The sequence below is a fragment of the Thalassobellus sediminis genome, from assembly GCF_044386045.1.
GTDB lineage: Bacteria > Bacteroidota > Bacteroidia > Flavobacteriales > Flavobacteriaceae > Thalassobellus > Thalassobellus sediminis.
This window is the reverse complement of sequence record NZ_JBISCD010000040.1, coordinates 1,669,571-1,687,200: the sequence shown is the minus strand read 5'-3', so window position 1 is coordinate 1,687,200 and position 17,630 is coordinate 1,669,571. Positions and strand designations below refer to the sequence as shown.

18 protein-coding genes are annotated in these 17,630 nt (G+C 31.8%); 8 read left to right on the top strand and 10 right to left on the bottom strand.

Annotation, left to right across the window (positions count from 1 at the left end):
- The first annotated feature begins 5 nt into the window (after positions 1-5).
- From ACH5TW_RS14010 to ACH5TW_RS13995, 4 genes are read left to right on the top strand one after another with little or no spacing between them, the layout of a single operon-like run.
- Positions 6-1,133: a peptidylprolyl isomerase gene (locus tag ACH5TW_RS14010; protein ID WP_439337129.1), complete on the top strand. Its 1,128-nt coding sequence runs from the start codon at positions 6-8 to the stop codon at positions 1,131-1,133.
- 56 nt (positions 1,134-1,189) lie between these two features.
- Positions 1,190-2,116, top strand: a complete 927-nt coding sequence (gene lgt, locus ACH5TW_RS14005) for a prolipoprotein diacylglyceryl transferase (RefSeq protein WP_439337128.1) — start codon at positions 1,190-1,192, stop codon at positions 2,114-2,116.
- 1 nt (position 2,117) lies between these two features.
- Entirely contained in the window at positions 2,118-2,600 is a 483-nt protein-coding gene (locus ACH5TW_RS14000; RefSeq protein WP_439337127.1) for a DUF192 domain-containing protein, read from the top strand.
- Positions 2,601-2,619: 19 nt separating this feature from the next.
- Positions 2,620-2,994 carry a DUF423 domain-containing protein gene (locus ACH5TW_RS13995; RefSeq protein WP_439337126.1) on the top strand — a complete coding sequence of 125 codons (375 nt, stop codon included), beginning with the start codon at positions 2,620-2,622 and terminating at the stop codon, positions 2,992-2,994.
- A gap of 73 nt (positions 2,995-3,067) precedes the next feature.
- On the opposite strand, the gene ACH5TW_RS13990 is transcribed toward ACH5TW_RS13995, so the two are convergent.
- A complete protein-coding gene (locus ACH5TW_RS13990) occupies positions 3,068-4,063 on the bottom strand; it encodes an FAD:protein FMN transferase (protein WP_439337125.1) in 996 nt (331 codons plus the stop codon).
- On the bottom strand, positions 4,064-4,441 hold the full coding sequence (locus tag ACH5TW_RS13985) for a DUF8840 domain-containing protein (protein ID WP_439337124.1): 378 nt from the start codon (positions 4,439-4,441) through the stop codon (positions 4,064-4,066).
- An 82-nt stretch (positions 4,442-4,523) separates the two neighbouring features.
- Between ACH5TW_RS13985 and ACH5TW_RS13980 the strand changes: the two genes are divergently transcribed.
- The gene (locus tag ACH5TW_RS13980) at positions 4,524-5,966 is read left to right on the top strand and encodes an SLC13 family permease (RefSeq protein WP_439337123.1); all 1,443 of its coding nucleotides are present in this window, start codon (positions 4,524-4,526) and stop codon (positions 5,964-5,966) included.
- Positions 5,967-6,026: 60 nt separating this feature from the next.
- Here the strand turns inward: ACH5TW_RS13980 and nqrF are convergent, their stop codons facing one another.
- The 6 genes from nqrF to ACH5TW_RS13950 all read right to left on the bottom strand — a co-directional run bounded on the left by nqrF (position 6,027) and on the right by ACH5TW_RS13950 (position 12,100).
- Positions 6,027-7,334, bottom strand: coding sequence for an NADH:ubiquinone reductase (Na(+)-transporting) subunit F (gene nqrF / locus ACH5TW_RS13975; RefSeq protein ID WP_439337122.1), 1,308 nt, complete (start codon positions 7,332-7,334; stop codon positions 6,027-6,029).
- A gap of 1 nt (position 7,335) precedes the next feature.
- The gene (nqrE, locus tag ACH5TW_RS13970; RefSeq protein ID WP_439337121.1) at positions 7,336-8,046 is read right to left on the bottom strand and encodes an NADH:ubiquinone reductase (Na(+)-transporting) subunit E; all 711 of its coding nucleotides are present in this window, start codon (positions 8,044-8,046) and stop codon (positions 7,336-7,338) included.
- A gap of 82 nt (positions 8,047-8,128) precedes the next feature.
- Complete coding sequence (locus ACH5TW_RS13965; protein WP_439337120.1) at positions 8,129-8,776, bottom strand: NADH:ubiquinone reductase (Na(+)-transporting) subunit D; 648 nt, start codon at positions 8,774-8,776, stop codon at positions 8,129-8,131.
- A 2-nt stretch (positions 8,777-8,778) separates the two neighbouring features.
- Positions 8,779-9,519, bottom strand: coding sequence for a Na(+)-translocating NADH-quinone reductase subunit C (locus ACH5TW_RS13960; protein ID WP_439337119.1), 741 nt, complete (start codon positions 9,517-9,519; stop codon positions 8,779-8,781).
- A gap of 2 nt (positions 9,520-9,521) precedes the next feature.
- Positions 9,522-10,748: an NADH:ubiquinone reductase (Na(+)-transporting) subunit B gene (locus ACH5TW_RS13955; RefSeq protein WP_439337118.1), complete on the bottom strand. Its 1,227-nt coding sequence runs from the start codon at positions 10,746-10,748 to the stop codon at positions 9,522-9,524.
- Positions 10,748-12,100 carry a Na(+)-translocating NADH-quinone reductase subunit A gene (locus ACH5TW_RS13950; RefSeq protein ID WP_439337117.1) on the bottom strand — a complete coding sequence of 451 codons (1,353 nt, stop codon included), beginning with the start codon at positions 12,098-12,100 and terminating at the stop codon, positions 10,748-10,750. Before ACH5TW_RS13950 ends, ACH5TW_RS13955 begins: the two co-directional genes overlap by 1 nt.
- 166 nt (positions 12,101-12,266) lie before the next feature.
- On the opposite strand from ACH5TW_RS13950, the gene ACH5TW_RS13945 reads away from it, so the two are divergent.
- Together ACH5TW_RS13945 and apaG are read left to right on the top strand one after the other, a co-directional pair.
- On the top strand, positions 12,267-13,517 hold the full coding sequence (locus ACH5TW_RS13945) for a type IX secretion system plug protein (protein WP_439337116.1): 1,251 nt from the start codon (positions 12,267-12,269) through the stop codon (positions 13,515-13,517).
- 117 nt (positions 13,518-13,634) lie between these two features.
- Positions 13,635-14,021, top strand: a complete 387-nt coding sequence (apaG, locus tag ACH5TW_RS13940) for a Co2+/Mg2+ efflux facilitator ApaG/CorD (protein WP_439337115.1) — start codon at positions 13,635-13,637, stop codon at positions 14,019-14,021.
- Between the two features lie 36 nt (positions 14,022-14,057).
- Here the strand turns inward: apaG and ACH5TW_RS13935 are convergent, their stop codons facing one another.
- Together ACH5TW_RS13935 and ACH5TW_RS13930 are read right to left on the bottom strand one after the other, a co-directional pair.
- Positions 14,058-15,050 carry a DUF6695 family protein gene (locus ACH5TW_RS13935; RefSeq protein WP_439337114.1) on the bottom strand — a complete coding sequence of 331 codons (993 nt, stop codon included), beginning with the start codon at positions 15,048-15,050 and terminating at the stop codon, positions 14,058-14,060.
- Positions 15,043-15,768 (bottom strand): NRDE family protein, encoded by a 726-nt coding sequence (locus tag ACH5TW_RS13930; protein WP_439337113.1) that lies wholly within the window; start codon positions 15,766-15,768, stop codon positions 15,043-15,045. Before ACH5TW_RS13930 ends, ACH5TW_RS13935 begins: the two co-directional genes overlap by 8 nt.
- Before the next feature lie 150 nt (positions 15,769-15,918).
- On the opposite strand from ACH5TW_RS13930, the gene pruA reads away from it, so the two are divergent.
- On the top strand, positions 15,919-17,547 hold the full coding sequence (gene pruA, locus ACH5TW_RS13925) for an L-glutamate gamma-semialdehyde dehydrogenase (RefSeq protein ID WP_439337112.1): 1,629 nt from the start codon (positions 15,919-15,921) through the stop codon (positions 17,545-17,547).
- Positions 17,548-17,630 lie beyond the last annotated feature (83 nt).

Here is a 17,630-nt window from a genome sequence, read left to right as displayed (position 1 = left end):
TTACAATGCACCTATTAAAACATACTATTAAAATTTCATTCTTAGCATTATTAATAAGTTTTACAGCATGTAAAGCACAATACCCAGATCTAGAAGACGGCATGTATGCTGAATTTGTAACTACAAAAGGTATTATGGTAGCAAAACTAGATTACGAGAAAACACCCATTACAGTTGCCAATTTTGTATCATTAGCCGAAGGAGAAAACATCATGGTTAATGAAAAATATAAAGGAAAAAAATTCTATAATGGCACCATTTTTCATCGTGTTATTAATGATTTTATGATTCAAGGAGGCGATCCTTTGGGTAATGGAACTGGAAACCCAGGTTACAAATTTATGGATGAGTTTAACCCTGATTTAACACATGATAAAGCTGGTATTTTATCTATGGCTAATTCTGGACCAAAAACAAATGGAAGTCAGTTTTTTATAACAGATAAACCTACTCCACACTTAGATAACAGACATACTGTTTTTGGAGAACTTGTATTAGGATTAGATGTAGAAGATAGCATATCAAATGTAAAAACAGGCGCTAATAATAAGCCCGAAGTAGATGTTGTTATTACAGAATTAAATATTATACGAAAAGGAAAAGAGGCTAAAAAGTTTGATGCTCCAGATATTTTTGTGAATCATTTTGCTGAAGCTGAGAAAAAAGAAAAAGAAGCTGCAGCAAAAACTGAAGCGCTTTTAAAAGCAACAAAAGAGAAATTTAGCAAACAAAAAGAAGAAGCCATCACCCTGCCATCTGGTTTACAATATCTGATTACAGAAAAAGGAACTGGTAAAAAATTACCTGAAATTGCAGAAGTATTAACCCATTATTCTGTTTATTTTGAAGACGGAAAATTACTTGACACAAGCAAACTAGAAATTGCAGAAACTCTTAATGCTGTTAATGAAAGAAAGAAAGCTGCAAATGCTTACAAACCTATTCCTGCCGATATTAGCCCTGACGCTAAAATGATTGCAGGCTTTAAAGAAGGTTTACAACAATTAAGTATTGGAGATAAAGCTACTCTTTTTATACCATACCATTTAGCTTACGGAGAAGCTGGAAACAGAGGTATTCCTGGAAAAACGAATCTTATTTTTGAAGTTGAAATTATTGAACTAATTAAATAAATTTTAACACTAAAGAGATTTCAAACTTTTATATTTACGTTGAAAAAACAAAAACTATGCAACTATTAAAATTTGATTGGAACCCAATAACTGGCATTGACATTATTGGAAATTTCAAACTCCATTTTTACAGCCTTATGTGGGTTACAGCATTTATTGTTGGATGGTATATTATGAAACGTATTTTCACAAAAGAAAAAGTATCATTAGATTACTTAGACCCGCTTTTTATATATACGGTTTTAGCAACCATGCTAGGAGCTCGTTTAGGTCATGTGTTATTTTATCAATCGGAATTAATAAGTCAAGATTTCTTTAGCATCTTTTTACCTTTTAAATTCAAAGGTGGTTTTGAATTTACAGGTTTTCAAGGACTTGCTAGTCATGGTGCTGCTATAGGTATTATTATTGGTATGTATTTATACCGAAGAAAATACAATTACAAATCGCTTTTATGGATTTTAGATAGAATTGTAATTTCTGTAGCTTCTGGTGCTGTTTTTATTAGAATTGGAAATTTTATTAATTCTGAAATTATTGGAAAAGTAACCGATTCTAATTTTGGAGTTCGTTTTATTCAAGATGAATATTACAAAAGAGAAATTACACAACTTACAGGAATCAAGGATGTGAAAAAAGCATATGCTGCTGTTACTGACAATCCGCAATTTGCTGAGTTATTAGACAAAGTACCTTATCGCCATCCTGCTCAATTATATGAATCGTTTTGCTATATTTTTGTGTTTTTAATTTTATGGTATTTCTATACTAAAACTAATAAAAAAGACCAAACAGGCTTTCTTTTTGGACTATTCTTAGTACTACTTTGGACTATTCGTTTCTTTGTTGAGTTTGTTAAAGAACCACAAAATCAAGAACGAGCAGATTGGTTCCTAAACACAGGGCAATGGTTAAGTATTCCGTTTGTGCTATTAGGACTTTACTTTATGTTCATTTTTAAACCGAAATCAGTTGTAAAATAACATGTTATTGAAACGATATACTTTATTAATTGTTAGTGTACTATTTATAATCTTTTCATCATGTAAAGAAGACAAAAAGGTTGTAAAGCAAACAGAAGTAACTTTTACTAAGGAAGGCGAACTATCCATTATAAAATCAGATTCCACAAAAGTAAATTTAGATATTGAAATTGCTGACACTGATTTTGATATACAAACAGGATTGATGTACCGAGATTCTATGGAGAAAAATCAAGGCATGCTATTTGTTTTTAATGACTTTAAAGAGCGTTACTTTTATATGAAAAACACGCGTATTCCTTTAGATTTAATCTATATTGATGATGCTTATAAAATAGTAAGCTTTCAAAAAAACGCAAAACCTTTTGATGAAAGTTCGCTACCTTCAAATGCACCAGCAAAATATGTTTTAGAAATTAATGCTGGTTTGGTTGATACTTGGAAAATTTCTGTGGGTGATAGTATAAATTACACACAAAAATAGCTTACTAAACCGCACTTTAATGACACAACAAACTATAATTGCTACCGCTGCTGCTTTCGGAATGTTATCTGTAATATTTGGTGCTTTTGGAGCTCATGCTTTAAAGAAAATATTATCTACAGAACAATTACATAGTTTTGAAGTTGGTGTAAAATACCAAATGTATCATGCTATTGTTTTATTAGTTTTGGGCTTTAATGCTGAAATGATAACAACTGCAACATATTGCTGCTTCACTATTGGCATTATACTATTCTCTTTTAGTATTTATGGCCTTGTTTTAAGTGATGCTAAAGGCAAAAAGGTAAAGTTTTTAGGACCTATAACTCCAATTGGCGGTTTACTTTTAGTTAGCGGTTGGTTATTGGTATTAATTCATGCTTTATCTTTTTAATACCTTTTCTATATTAAAAATTTATAAAACTGCTAAATTTCAGCGAAAGCGATAGAAGATTTTATTCTTTCACTTATTCAGGAAAACCATTTAAAGTCAAAGTCTCAAATTCCTGTTTATCATTTTCAAAAATTAAAAACACTTTAAGTTCTTGGTGTGTTTTTAAAAAATCTTTTATTTTCTCAATCCCCATAGCTTTAAATGCTGTAGCATAGGCATCGGCTGTCATACAATCATCTGCAATTACAGAAATACTCAACAAATTAGTTTTACTTGGATAGCCAGTTTTAGTATCGATAATATGAGCATAACGATTGCCATTTTCATCTACTTTAAACTTTCTGTAGGTTCCTGAAGTTGCCATAGATTTATCTTTTAGAAAAACAACCTTATTTATAGATTGAGAACTATCAAAATTAGGATTCTCTACGCCTACTTTCCATAAATTTTTACTTGAAATATTTTTACCTTTTGCTCGAAGTTCTCCTCCAATATTAACAAGATAGTTTTCCACATTTTGACTTTCTAAATACCTACCAACTACATCAACGCCATAGCCTTTTGCAATGGCATTAAAATCAATAAATGCACCCAATGGTTTAACTATTTTATTTTCAACAATAGATGCTTTATCAAAACCAACCGATAGCATCAGTTTATTGATTTTTAAACTATCTAAATCAATAACTTTTCCTTCTGGACCAAAATCCCATGCATTTACTAAAGCGCCAATTGTAGGGTCGAAAGCGCCTTCTGTTTCTGTAAATATTTCTTTAGATGTTTTAAATACATTTTTAAAATGAGCATCAACATCAAATGCTTCATTTCTATTAATTTTTGAAATATCTGAATTTACCTGATAGGTGGACATCGATTTATTAATTACATAAAACAAGCTATCAAGTTGTTTTTCATAATTAATTTTGGAATCATATGTAACCTGATAAAATGTTCCAAAAACAGTCCCTTCAATAAAAATATTCTTAAAAGGTTGTTCGGGGTCTTTTTTTGAATCCTGTTTACACGAAAAAAAAGCAACACAAAAAAGGATTAATAGTATTCTATTCATTTAATTCAAATTAGTTTCTAAAACTTGTATTCCATTATATTCTAACAAATACTCTTCATTTAAATAAATAGCAGCTTTTTCCTTATCGTTATTACCTAAACCAACGCCTGCATATAATACTTTGGCATCATTTTCTCTAGCGTGTTTTTTAAAAGATTCCATCCAAACAACATCAAAATTATTAGGATTATCTGGCAATATTACAGCTCTTACAATAACAAAATAATACTGTTTGTTTTTATCCATACAAACAAATTGCGGATGCTTTTTAAGCTTACTATTAATAGCTATAAATTCAAAACCACGTTGTTCTAAATCTTTTCCAACATGATTCATGGCTAAATTGTGTAATTCTTGTTCTGTAAGCGGTTTACTCATACTGCAAAATTACTACTTATATCTATTTCATTAAAATTTTGTTTAACTTTAAAACCATTAATAAATTATTTGACATATATAAATGATCAAACACCATTCTACCTCTAAAACAATTGGACTTTTTTTAGGCCCCGTATTATTTATTTTTATTCAATTTTTATCTTTAGAAATAATTTCTGAAAAAGCAGATACTGTTATTGCTACAGCGCTATGGATGGTTTGCTGGTGGATAACAGAAGCTGTCTCTATTTCTGTAACCTCTCTCTTACCTCTATTACTATTTCCTTTATTTAAAGTTATGCCAATTGCAGATGTTGGCTCCAATTACGGAAGCCCAATTGTATTTCTTTTTTTTGGTGGATTTGTTTTAGCTTTGGCTTTAGAAAAAGTAAATCTGCATAAACGAATTGCTTTAAATATTATAAAAAAGACAGGTACCACGCCCAATAAAGTTATTTTAGGCTTTATGATTGCCACAGCATTTATGAGCATGTGGATAAGTAATACCGCAAGCACAGTTGTTATGCTCCCTATTGCAATATCTGTTATTAATTTATTGATTAATGACAAAGATGGTTATACTAAAAAAGATAAAAATTTCGCATTAAGTATTATGCTTGGTATTGCTTTTTCTGCTAATGCAGGTGGCATTGCAACAGTAATTGGCACACCTCCTAATTCGGTATTAATAGGTCTACTAGAAAATGAATACCATATTGAGGTTTCATTTTTTAAATGGATGCTAATTGGACTACCTTTTTCTGTACTTCTTATTACAATAATATATTTTGTTTTAGTAAAATGGATGTTTCCAAATACTGGTTTAGTTTTTAGTACTTCAAAAAATATTATTGACGATGAACTTAAAATACTAGGAAAAACTACTGGTAAAGAAAAACAAGTATTAATAACATTTGGTATTACTATATTTCTTTGGATTTTTAGAAGTCTTATAAACTCATTAATCCCCGGCTTAGCATTAACAGATACCATAATTAGTATTTTTGGAGCTTTAGCATTGTTTACTATTCCATTTAATTTAAAAAAAGGAGATTTTATCTTAAAATGGAATGACACTCAAAAATTAGCTTGGGGTATTTTAATTCTTTTCGGAGGTGGTTTAGCTTTAGCTAAAGGCATGTCTGGAAGCGGAATAATAAATGTAATTGCAGAAACTATAACCAATAGCAATATAAGCATACTACTAATGGCTATTTTACTAATTACTTTAATGCTTTTTATGACAGAGTTAATGAGTAACGTTGCTTTAACTGCTGTTTTAGCTCCCGTAGTAGCTGGAATAGCAATTGGCTTAGAAATACCTATGTTATATCTTTTAATTCCAGTTACAATAGCAAGCAGTTGTGCTTTTATGCTTCCTATGGCAACACCTCCAAATGCCATTGTTTTTGCAAGTGGACATGTTAAAGTGAGAGAAATGGCAAGAGTAGGTATTATTTTAAATTTAATTGCAGTAGCATTATTAATACTACTATTTAAGTTTTTTTTACCATTAGTATTTTAATTAAAAAGCAAAAGCCAACTTTAAAAGTTGGCTTTTGCTTTTTAATAATTTGTAGAATCTCTATCCTCCAAAATCATCAAATCTTATATGCTCATCTGGAATACCAAAATCTTCTCCCATTTTCTGAACGGCTTTGTTCATTAATGGAGGTCCACAGAAATATAATTCTATATCTTCTGGAGACTCATGGAGACTTAAATAATTATCGATAACACAGTTGTGAATGAATCCTACGAAACCATCACCTGGTGCATCAATATTTTCCTTTACTTTCCAGTTATCTTCTGGTAAAGGTTCAGATAAAGCTAAATAGAATTTAAAGTTAGGAAACTCTTTTTCTAACTCATAGAAATGCTCTAAATAGAATAACTCACGTTTAGAACGTCCACCGTACCAATACGTAACTTTACGACCCGTTTTTAAGGTTTTGAATAAGTGATATAAGTGAGAACGCATTGGTGCCATACCAGCTCCACCACCTACATAAAGCATTTCGCTTTCTGATTCGTTAATAAAGAACTCACCATAAGGTCCAGAGATTGTTACTTTATCTCCTGGTTTTTGGTTGAAGATATAAGATGAAGCTATTCCAGGATTAACATCCATCCAGCCTCCTTTCGCTCTATCGAACGGTGGACAAGCCACACGTACGTTTAACATAATTTCACGTCCTTCAGCTGGAAAAGAAGCCATAGAATATGCACGTTCTATAGTCTCTGTATTTTTCATTACTAAAGGCCATAATTTAAACTTATCCCATTCTGCTTGAAACTTATCTGGCGTTTCGTGCTCTTCAGGATGCGCTGTAATATCCATATCAGAATACTTTACTTCACAAGGAGGAATTTCAATTTGAATATACCCTCCTGCTTTGTATCCCATATCTTCTGGAATTTCAACAACAAACTCCTTAATAAAAGATGCTACGTTATAATTTCTAACAACGGTTGCTTCCCATTTCTTGATTCCGAAAACCTCTTCTGGAATCGTAATGTTCATATCTTGCTTTACTTTTACTTGACATGACAAACGAGCTCCGTGTTGTAATTCTTTTCTTGAAAAGTGAGGCGTTTCTGTAGGTAGAGCTTCTCCACCTCCAGATAATACATGACATTCACATTGAATACATGTTCCTCCACCACCACAAGCAGATGGTAAAAATATTTTTTGAGAACCTAGAGTAGATAATAAACTACCTCCTGAAGCTACTTCAATTTCACGTTCACCATTAATCGTAATTTTTACTGGACCAGATGGTGATAATTTTTGTTTTACAAATAATAACAATGCTACTAACAACAATGTAATTACTAAAAATGCTGTTACAGTTGCTATAACCGTTCCTAATGTACCTGCGGCTAATATCATATTACTTATTTACTTTTATGTTGTTAGCTAACACTTCTGTTTTGTCTTTAGAATCAACTTTAACAGTCTTTTCTTCTTTAGGAGCTTCTTCGTCACCTCCTGTTAACATACCTCCAAAGCTCATAAACCCTATCGCCATTAAACCTGTAATGATGAATGTAATTCCTAAACCTCTTAATGCTGGTGGCACGTTTGAATATCTAATTTTCTCACGAATTGCAGCAATAGCTAAAATTGCTAAAAACCATCCAATACCAGAACCAACACCATAAACTGTTGCTAATCCTAAAGTAGGTATTTCACGAGATTGCATGAATAATGACCCTCCTAAAATAGCACAGTTTACTGCAATTAATGGTAAGAAAATACCAAGTGAGTTATATAATGATGGTGAAAATTTCTCAACAACAATCTCTACCAATTGTACCATAGTTGCAATGGTAGCAATAAACATGATAAATGATAAGAAACTTAAATCGTAATCGGCATATTCTGCTCCTAACCAAGATAACGCTCCTGGTTGTAATAAATATTGATCTAATAACCAGTTTAAAGGCACCGTAATTAACATTACGAAAATAACTGCAGCACCAAGACCAACAGCTGTTGCTACCTTTTTAGATACCGCTAGGTAAGAACACATTCCAAGGAATGTAGCAAATACCATGTTATCTATAAATATCGATTTAAAAAATAATTCTATATATTCCATTTTTTATAAGTCTTCAGTTTCAGTTTACAATCTTCAGTTTTAGCATTAATTGCTTACTGAATAATGGTTTACTGCAAACTAATTAATGATCTTCTATTAATGATGTATTTCTACTACGTTGAACCCAAATGATAATACCAACTACAATTAATGCCATTGGTGCTAATAACATAAATCCGTTATTTTCATATCCATATGCATAAACTCCAGTTTTCTCAATAGGATCTCCTAAAACTTTAATTCCTAATAAAGTACCAGCCCCTAATAATTCTCTAAAAAATGCTACTATAATTAAAATAACACCATATCCTAAAGAGTTTCCTATACCATCTAAAAATGATCTCCAAGGTCCGTTAGCTAAAGCAAAAGCTTCAAAACGCCCCATGATAATACAGTTTGTAATAATTAATCCAACAAAAACCGAAAGTGTTTTACTTAACTCATAAGCAAATGCTTTAAGTACTTGATCTACTATAATTACTAAAGCAGCAACTACAATTAACTGTACAATAATTCTAATTTTTGATGGAATAATGTTTCTCATTAAAGAGATAACAACGTTTCCTATTCCTAATACAAATAATACTGAAACAGACATTACGATAGCAGCTTCTAATTCTGCTGTAATAGCTAAAGCTGAACATATTCCTAATACCTGAATAGTAATAGGGTTATTATCTGCTAACGGATCTTTAATTAATGCTGCGTCTTTTTTTGATAAAAGTCCCATAATTATTTCAATGTTTTAAAATAAGATACATATTGTCTTAATTCAGACTTTAACATTGCTGAAACTCCGTCACCTGTAATAGTGGCTCCTGCAATAGCATCTACCTCGTTATCATTCTTCTCTAAATTCTTTGGATCGTTATTTCCTTTAGCAACTGTAATGCCTTTAAAAACACCGTTACTCATTAAGTTTTCACCTATAAAATCGTCCATAAAGAAACGTTGCTTAATGTTTGCTCCTAAACCAGCTGTTTCTGCTTTGTGATCGAAATAAGCACCTTGTACTACCATGTTTTTATCCATAGCAACATAGCCCCAAATAGCATCCCAAAGTCCTTTTCCTCTTATAGGAGCTATATAAAATGTTTTACCATCTTTATTTCCAACAAACAATGGTAACCTTCTTTCGTTTCCAGCTTTTGCACTTGTTTGTTCTTTCTTAACATCTATTAGATAAGCTTCTTTATCTTCAGACACATCACCACCTTGAATAACTAATTGTTTCGAGATGTATTTAGCAAATAACTCAGGTGCTTCATCTGTAGAAACAAAAATAGCACTGCTTTCATCGTTTGCATTAACGCCCATGGCGTATAAAATATTCTGTTGCTTTTCTAAACGTTCGTTATTATCAATTCTAGGTTTTAAAGAAGACGCTGTAAACGCTAATAAACCTCCAACAACAATTACCATAGCAATGGCAAAAAGTATTGTATATGTATTTGAATCCGTTTTATTACTCATGATTAAGCCGTTTTAACTTTTAAACGTTTCATTCTTTTCTTCACATTTCCTTGAACCACATAATGGTCAATTGTAGGTGCAAACACATTCATTAACAGAATAGCTAGCATAACACCTTCTGGATATGCAGGATTAAAGACTCTAATTAATATAGATATAAATCCTACTAAAAATCCGTAAATCCATTTTCCTTTAGTAGTTTGAGATGCTGTAACAGGATCGGTAGCCATAAACACGGTACCAAAAGCAAAACCACCAATAAGTAAATGATGCCAAAACGTTGTACTCATTAATCCGTAAAACTTACTACTTTCAGTAATAATTCCAGCATCAACAATTTGATTAAAAATTAATCCCATTACTAAAGCTCCAAGAGCAGAAGATAACATGATTCTCCAGCTTCCAATTTTAGAAAAGACTAAAAACAAACCTCCTAATATAATTAATAATGTTGATGTTTCTCCAACAGAACCAGGTATAAACCCTAAGAACATATCGGAAACAGAATAAGCCATCTCTTTTCCTTGCGCCAATGTTCCTAATATAGTTTCACCAGAAATAGCATCTAAATTTTGTCCATCAGCAATAAGTTTATCTTGTGCTACTGCCCCTTCAACCCATACTTTATCTCCAGACATCCAAGTTGGATATGCAAAGAATAAAAAGGCTCTAATAGTTAATGCAGGATTTAAAATATTCATTCCTGTTCCTCCAAAAACTTCTTTACCAATAACAACACCAAAGACTACTGCTACTGCAAGCATCCATAATGGAATATCTACTGGTACAATTAAAGGCACTAACATTCCTGTTACTAGATAGCCTTCTTCTACTTCGTGCTGATTAATAATAGCGAATATGAATTCAATTCCTAAACCAACTCCGTAAGACACAATAACTATTGGTAATATTTTCCAAAAACCAATTAAGAAGTTATCCATAGACCAAAATTCTGGACTAAAGAATCCTGAAGTTACTGCTTGAATATCTCCAATCTGAACATTATGTTGGTATCCAGCATTAAACATTCCGAAAATCAAACAAGGTACCATTGCCATAATAACGGTATTCATGGTACGCTTTAAATCATCGGCTGCTTTTATATGAGTGCCATTATGTGTGGTCTCATTTGGCAAGTATAAAAACGTGTGGATTGCTGAAAATGCTGGCAACCACTTTTTGCCTTTATTCTTTTCCTTAAAATTATGTAAATTCTCTTTTAAACCCATTATCCTATCTCTTTAAGCATTAAGTCTAATCCTTCTCTAATTATTTTTTGATGTGGTTGTTTAGACACACATACAAATTCTGTTAATGCAAAATCTTCAGGTGCTACTTCGTACATTCCTAAAGCTTCCATTTCATCTAAATCTTTATACATACAAGCTTTTAAAATTTGCATTGGAAAGATATCTAATGGAAATACCTCTTCGTAAGTTCCTGTAGTAACAAAGGCACGATGTTCACCATTTGTATTGGTATTTAAATCGTATTTCTTTTTAGGATTTAACCAAGAAAAAGTCATTGCTCTTGATGTAGAGACCTTATTAAATACTGGTTTATTCCAGCCAAAAAGCTCATAATCATCACCTTCAGGAATTACAGAAACTACATTACTGTAATAATCTAAATTACCATCTGGCTTTACTTGTTTTCCTGTTAATACATTACCAGAAATTATACGATCGTTAGCATCTTTAGCAACACCTTTATCATAAATAAGAGTCGATATTTCACTTCCTATTTTAGTAACAAAGTATCTTGGTTTTTCAACAGATGAACCTACTAGAGCAACTGTACGCTCTGCATTAAACTTCCCTGTTAATAATAATTCACCAATAATAACAAGATCTTGGGCATTAACTGTCCAAACAACTTCACCTTTATTTATTGGGTCTACTTTATTAATTAGTGTACCAACATTACCTGAAGGATGCGGTCCTGAGACTTTATGTATTGTAGCTCCAGACAAACCTGCAAGTGGCGAATTAGAACTTCCAACAGCAATATGCACCTTGCCTTCTGTCAATTTACTTAAAGCTGTAACCGCTGCTTGCAATGCTTCCTCTTTACCTTTTAGAGTAAAATCTAAATCGGCTGCTAAAGGAGCGCTTGCATAACCAGAAACAAATATCGCTTTTGGCGATTTTTCTGGATTGGCAATTACATCATAAGGACGTTGTTTAACAAATGGCCAACAGCCAGATGCTAATAAATGTGCTTTAATGTTTTCTGGTTTTGATGTCTCTAAATTAAAAGCACCATAATCTACATAAGATTGTGTTTTATCTGCTTCAATTTTAATAGCATCAATACGTCTTTTTGGTCCACGTTGTACCTCAATAACTTTCCCTGAAACTGGTGAAGAAAACTTAACCGATTCTTGAGATTTGTCAAAGAACAAAGTATCTCCAGCTTTTACTGAAGTACCTTCTTTTGCAACAAGTTTTGGAATAACGCTGTGAAAATCTTCTGGCCTTATGGTGCAGTAGTTACTAATAATCGCTTGTTCAACGACTTTTTCAGCTTCACCTTTAAGTTTAATGTCCAGACCTTTTTTAATACGAATGTCGTTTGACATATTTATTTTATTGAAATTAGTTGTCTAAAAATCGGGGCAAAAATACAAATTTCTTCAGTAAAAAAAGAAAATGTTATTTCTAGTTTATTATTTGTATTCATTCTAAATAATCAAATACTAATAAGGCATAAAAATTGTATATATTTACTTAAAAATTGATAATTACATGTTAAAAAATATCAAATACACCATATATCTGTTTCTTTTTTCTCTTTTAGGGTTTTCTCAAATTGAAGAAGTAGCTCCTCCAGAATATATAAAAACCATCAATTTTAAAGGCAACACTCCCGAAACTCAATTACCAATTTTAAAATTAGGCGAATATGTTATTCTTGAATTTGATGCTTTAAATGGAGATGAAGCCGATTATTATTATAAAATTGATCATTTTAATTACGATTGGACACCTTCTGTTTTAATGAAATCTGAATTTTTAGATGGGTTTGACAACCAACGCATCAGAAACTACGAAAACTCATACAATACCTATCAAATATATTCGCATTACAAATTAACCATTCCTAATGAACAAACTAAAAAATTAAAAGTATCTGGAAATTATATGCTTTCCATTTATAATTATGATGATGAATTAGTGTTTTCAAGAAAATTTATGATTTATGAAGACAAGGTTAATGTTGGTGTTAACATAAAACGCTCTAGAAGTATTGAGTTTATTGAAGAAAAACAACGTGTTGACATTGTAGTAGGATCTGAGAACATGCAATTTAACAACCCTAAACATACCGTTAAAGCTCTAATTGTTCAAAACAACAACTTAAACACTGCAATATCAAACCTAAAACCTCTTTATACCATTGGCAACAAACTTATATACAAATACGACAACGAAACTAGTTTTTGGGGAGGCAACGAATATTTAAATTTTGAAAATAAAGATGTACGAGCAGCCAATACAGGTATTCAGTTTATAGATTTACAAGATTTATATCATAATTATTTATTTACCAATGTTGTAAGAACCAACAACCCATATACCTATAACCCAGATATAAATGGCAATTACGTTATTACCAATATTGACGCAGATGACCCAAGTATAGAGTCTGATTATGTTTGGATGCATTTTTCGTTACTAGCTAGCGACTATTTAAAAGACAAAACCGTTCACGTGTATGGAAATTTCAATAATTATGTTATTGATGAAAGTACTAAAATGGCTTATAATGAAGGAGAAAACATTTTCACCAATACCATTCTATTAAAACAAGGATTTTATAATTACAAATATGTTGTAGTAAATAATGACAATACTTTTGATGAAGGTGCTATTAGTGGCAACTACTACCAAACTGAAAACAATTACAAAGTTATTATCTATTACAGAGATTTAGGAGCACGCTATGATAAAATTATAGGAATAGGAGAAGGTAATTCTGTTAATATCTCAAATTAAACTATCCGTTTTTGCATTTCAACTAATTTATACATTAAATACAGTAATTTTTATCGCTAAACACTTAATATTTACTAATTTAGCACCCGTTAACAAATTACGAATTTATAACTTATAATGGTTCAACAAGTTACCAGCGGTATAAAAATTTCTGTAGAAACTAACTACGAAGGCTCATTTTATAAAAATTATAAAATACAATATGCCTTTGCCTATACTGTAACTATTGAAAACCAAAGTAAAGATTCTGTACAACTCAATGCACGCCACTGGGAAATATTAGATGCTTTAAACAATATAGAAACTGTTTCTGGTGAAGGTGTTATTGGTAAAAAACCAGTATTAAACCCTGGAGAATCTCATACCTACACCTCCGGTTGTTTATTAACCTCTCCTTTTGGTGCTATGCAAGGACATTATAATATGGTTAACTTTACAACTACCAAAAACTTTGAAGTTACTATACCTACTTTTAAACTAAGTGCTAAGTTTGCTATAAATTAATTTTTCTGAAGATATTTTTAGATCTAAAAAGAAAAACTAAACTTTTCGCTCAAACCTAAAAACTTTCCCATTCTGCTCTACATGAAAGAATTTACAATTAGAATAATGTACAAATTGAAATTCTAAATCGTAATTAAAAGCTGTATCATCTATCACAAACTTGTCGTGTACATCAATATTTCCATAAGGTGAAATACGTTTAAAATGATATTCTACATTATGCTCTGTTTTGTACAACTCAAACCAAGCTCCAGCAGCAATACCAGATAACCATTGTGCTTTTTCATGTAAACCATCAACAGGTTTAGATTCTAATGTTCCAACAAAACTAGGTTTATGATCTTTAAGTTTATCTAAAAAACAACGCAGGTTTTCACTTTTCTGAGAACCTTTAAACTCTGAAATATCACCAGTTTCAGACACTTCAAAAGAATAACTTTCCGTATTTGACAATAATACGTTACCAACAGTACTAGGCGTAAACCATTTAGAGTTTTCTAGATTTTTTTTCATCTTTAAATCGGTTACCGAAGCTATCAATGTATCGGTTACAAAACGCGCACAATTACAAGCATCTTTTATAAAAGCAGCATACCTTATAAAATGTTTGTTCTGCATATTGGTAATATGCGTACGTGCTTTTTCATAATTAACAGCATTACAAACTGAAGCAACTAATTTCCCATCGCCATGTGTTAATTTAGGATGCGTTGCCAAAAACTCTAAAATAGCATCTAAGTTTTTTATGGTATCTTTTTCAATCTGTGCTTTTATAGGAAAATGTAATTCGTTATCGGTATCGCTCCCTCTAACTCTCCCTGTAGGCTCTGGAGTAATGTAACGTCCAAAATCATGATATTCTAAAACACCTGTTTCTTTATTAATTAACACCAAGGCCGCATGTCCTGCACGTAAATAATTCTTTTTACCAACACCTAGAAAGCGTAAAAATGGAGAAAACCATTCTTCAGAAACCATAACAACAGTATCAGGATATGCCAGTGTTAAAATAATACCTGTATTACTCATTTACTGTTTGATGTTTATTTAATGTTTTTGAAGTAACTAAATTATTATGAAAGCTTTCATAATGCATTTTTATAGCATCTCCTTGTTTTTCAACTTGAGTAATACTCGTTGTTTTTACAAATCCACGATTCATAACAACACCATAATCATCATTACCATTCCCTGCTGTTTTATGAAACGTTAATAGAGAACTTGCATTTAAAGCGTTTACAGTTTTAAAATCCTCAAACCATTGTAAACGCTCTTTTCTCATAGAAACGTTATACAAAGTAGAAGACGACCAAATTTTAGGTTCTAAAGGTAATTTTGTAAAATATTTTTTTTCACCATCCCAAACCAATTCATAAAATTTTAAGGTATCATTCCAATCGGCAATAACAATTGTAAATGGTTCAATATCATCAAAATCATAAACCTCAACCGTTTTTAAAATAGAATCAGCAATCATAAAATCTTTGGCAACTATACCTCTACTCATTCTATAGGCTGCTTTTCGTTCATGAATTCCAAATCCACCATTAAGCACACAAATCAACCTATTTTTTTCACCCACACCAATCCAAGTACCACCAGACAATTCATCTTTAGGAAATAATAAGGTAGTATCTTCAATGTCGTAAAAATTTGGAGGTAATGATATTCTATTTGGATCCTCATCTCTATTAGAAGTTAAAACAAAATCATTTTTCCCTTTAGGAATAACAGTAACTGTACACATAAAAAATGTAGTCTTAAAACCGTTTAGCAACTTACAAAAAATAAATAAAATTTAACGCGCATTTAATAAATGTTCGAGATATAAATCATTTGAAAATTCGTAAATTTACACCCTATTTACTGAATATTCAATAACGAAAAATCAAATATCATGGGAAAAGGCTTTTTTAACGTACCAATTGCCGTAAACGAACCTATTAAAAGTTATGCTCCGGGAACTCCAGAACGTGATGCTGTACTAAAAGCATATAAAGATATGTATAACAGCACAATTGATGTTCCTTTATATATAAATGGCAAAAATATAAAAACTGGAAACACTAGAACAATGTCGCCTCCACACGATCATCAACATGTGGTTGGAACCTATCATATTGCAGAACAAAAACATATAGACGACGCTATTTCTACTGCCTTAGAAGCAAGAAAATCGTGGAGTTTAATGCCTTGGGAACAACGTGCTGCTATATTTTTAAAAGCTGCAGAATTAATTGCAGGTCCTTACAGAGCAAAAATTAACGCTGCAACTATGATGGCGCAATCTAAAACTATTCATCAAGCAGAAATTGATGCAGCTTGTGAGTTTATAGATTTTTTACGTTTTAATGTACAGTTTATGACTGACATTTACATGGAACAACCAGAAAGCACAAATGATGCTTGGAACCGTATTGAATACCGCCCACTTGAAGGTTTTACATACGCTGTCTCTCCATTTAACTTTACAGCTATTGCTGGAAATTTACCTGCTTGTATGGCATTAATGGGCAATGTGGTTGTTTGGAAACCTAGCGATAGTCAGGTATATTCTGCTAAAGTTATTATGGATATTTTTGAAGAAGCTGGTGTACCTCCTGGTGTTATTAACGTTGTTTTTGGCGACCCAGTAATGATTACCAATACCGTTATGGCTAGTCCAGATTTTTCTGGATTACACTTTACTGGCTCTACATTCATTTTTAAAGAACTTTGGAAACAAATCGGAAACAATATTCATAACTATAAAACGTATCCTAGAATTGTTGGAGAAACTGGTGGTAAAGATTTTATTGTAGCTCACAAATCGGCTAACCCTAAACAAGTTGCAACAGCTATTATTCGTGGAGCTTTTGAGTTTCAAGGTCAGAAATGTAGTGCAGCTTCTAGAGCTTACATTCCTAAAAGTATTTGGAACGATGTAAAAAACTTTGTTATTGAAGATGTAAACTCATTTAAAATGGGTTCACCTGAAGACATGAGTAACTTTATTACAGCCGTAATTCATGAAGGTTCTTTTGATAAATTAGCTAAATATGTAGACCAAGCTAAAGCAGATAGTGATGCTGAAATCATTATTGGTGGTGGCTACGACAAAAGCAAAGGATATTTTATTGAACCTACAGTTATTCTTACTACAAATCCTAAATACACAACCATGTGTACTGAGTTATTTGGCCCTGTAATTACTATATACGTATATGAAGATGACGCTTACGCGAAAACACTAAAACTTGTTGATGAAACGAGCGAATATGCTTTAACAGGTGCTATTTTATCGAAAGATAGATATGCGATTAAACAAGCAACTGAAGCTTTACAAAACTGTGCTGGAAACTTCTATATAAACGATAAACCAACAGGAGCTGTTGTAGGACAACAACCTTTTGGTGGCGCAAGAGCTTCTGGAACAAACGATAAAGCTGGTAGCCCACAAAACTTATTACGTTGGGTATCGCCTAGAATGATTAAAGAAACATTTGTAACGCCAACAGATTATCGTTATCAGTTTTTAGGAGAATAGATTAATTCCTTTGAAAAAAGGAATCTCATTATACAATTAAAAACAGGTGCCAAATATTATTGACGCCTGTTTTTTTTGTGTAA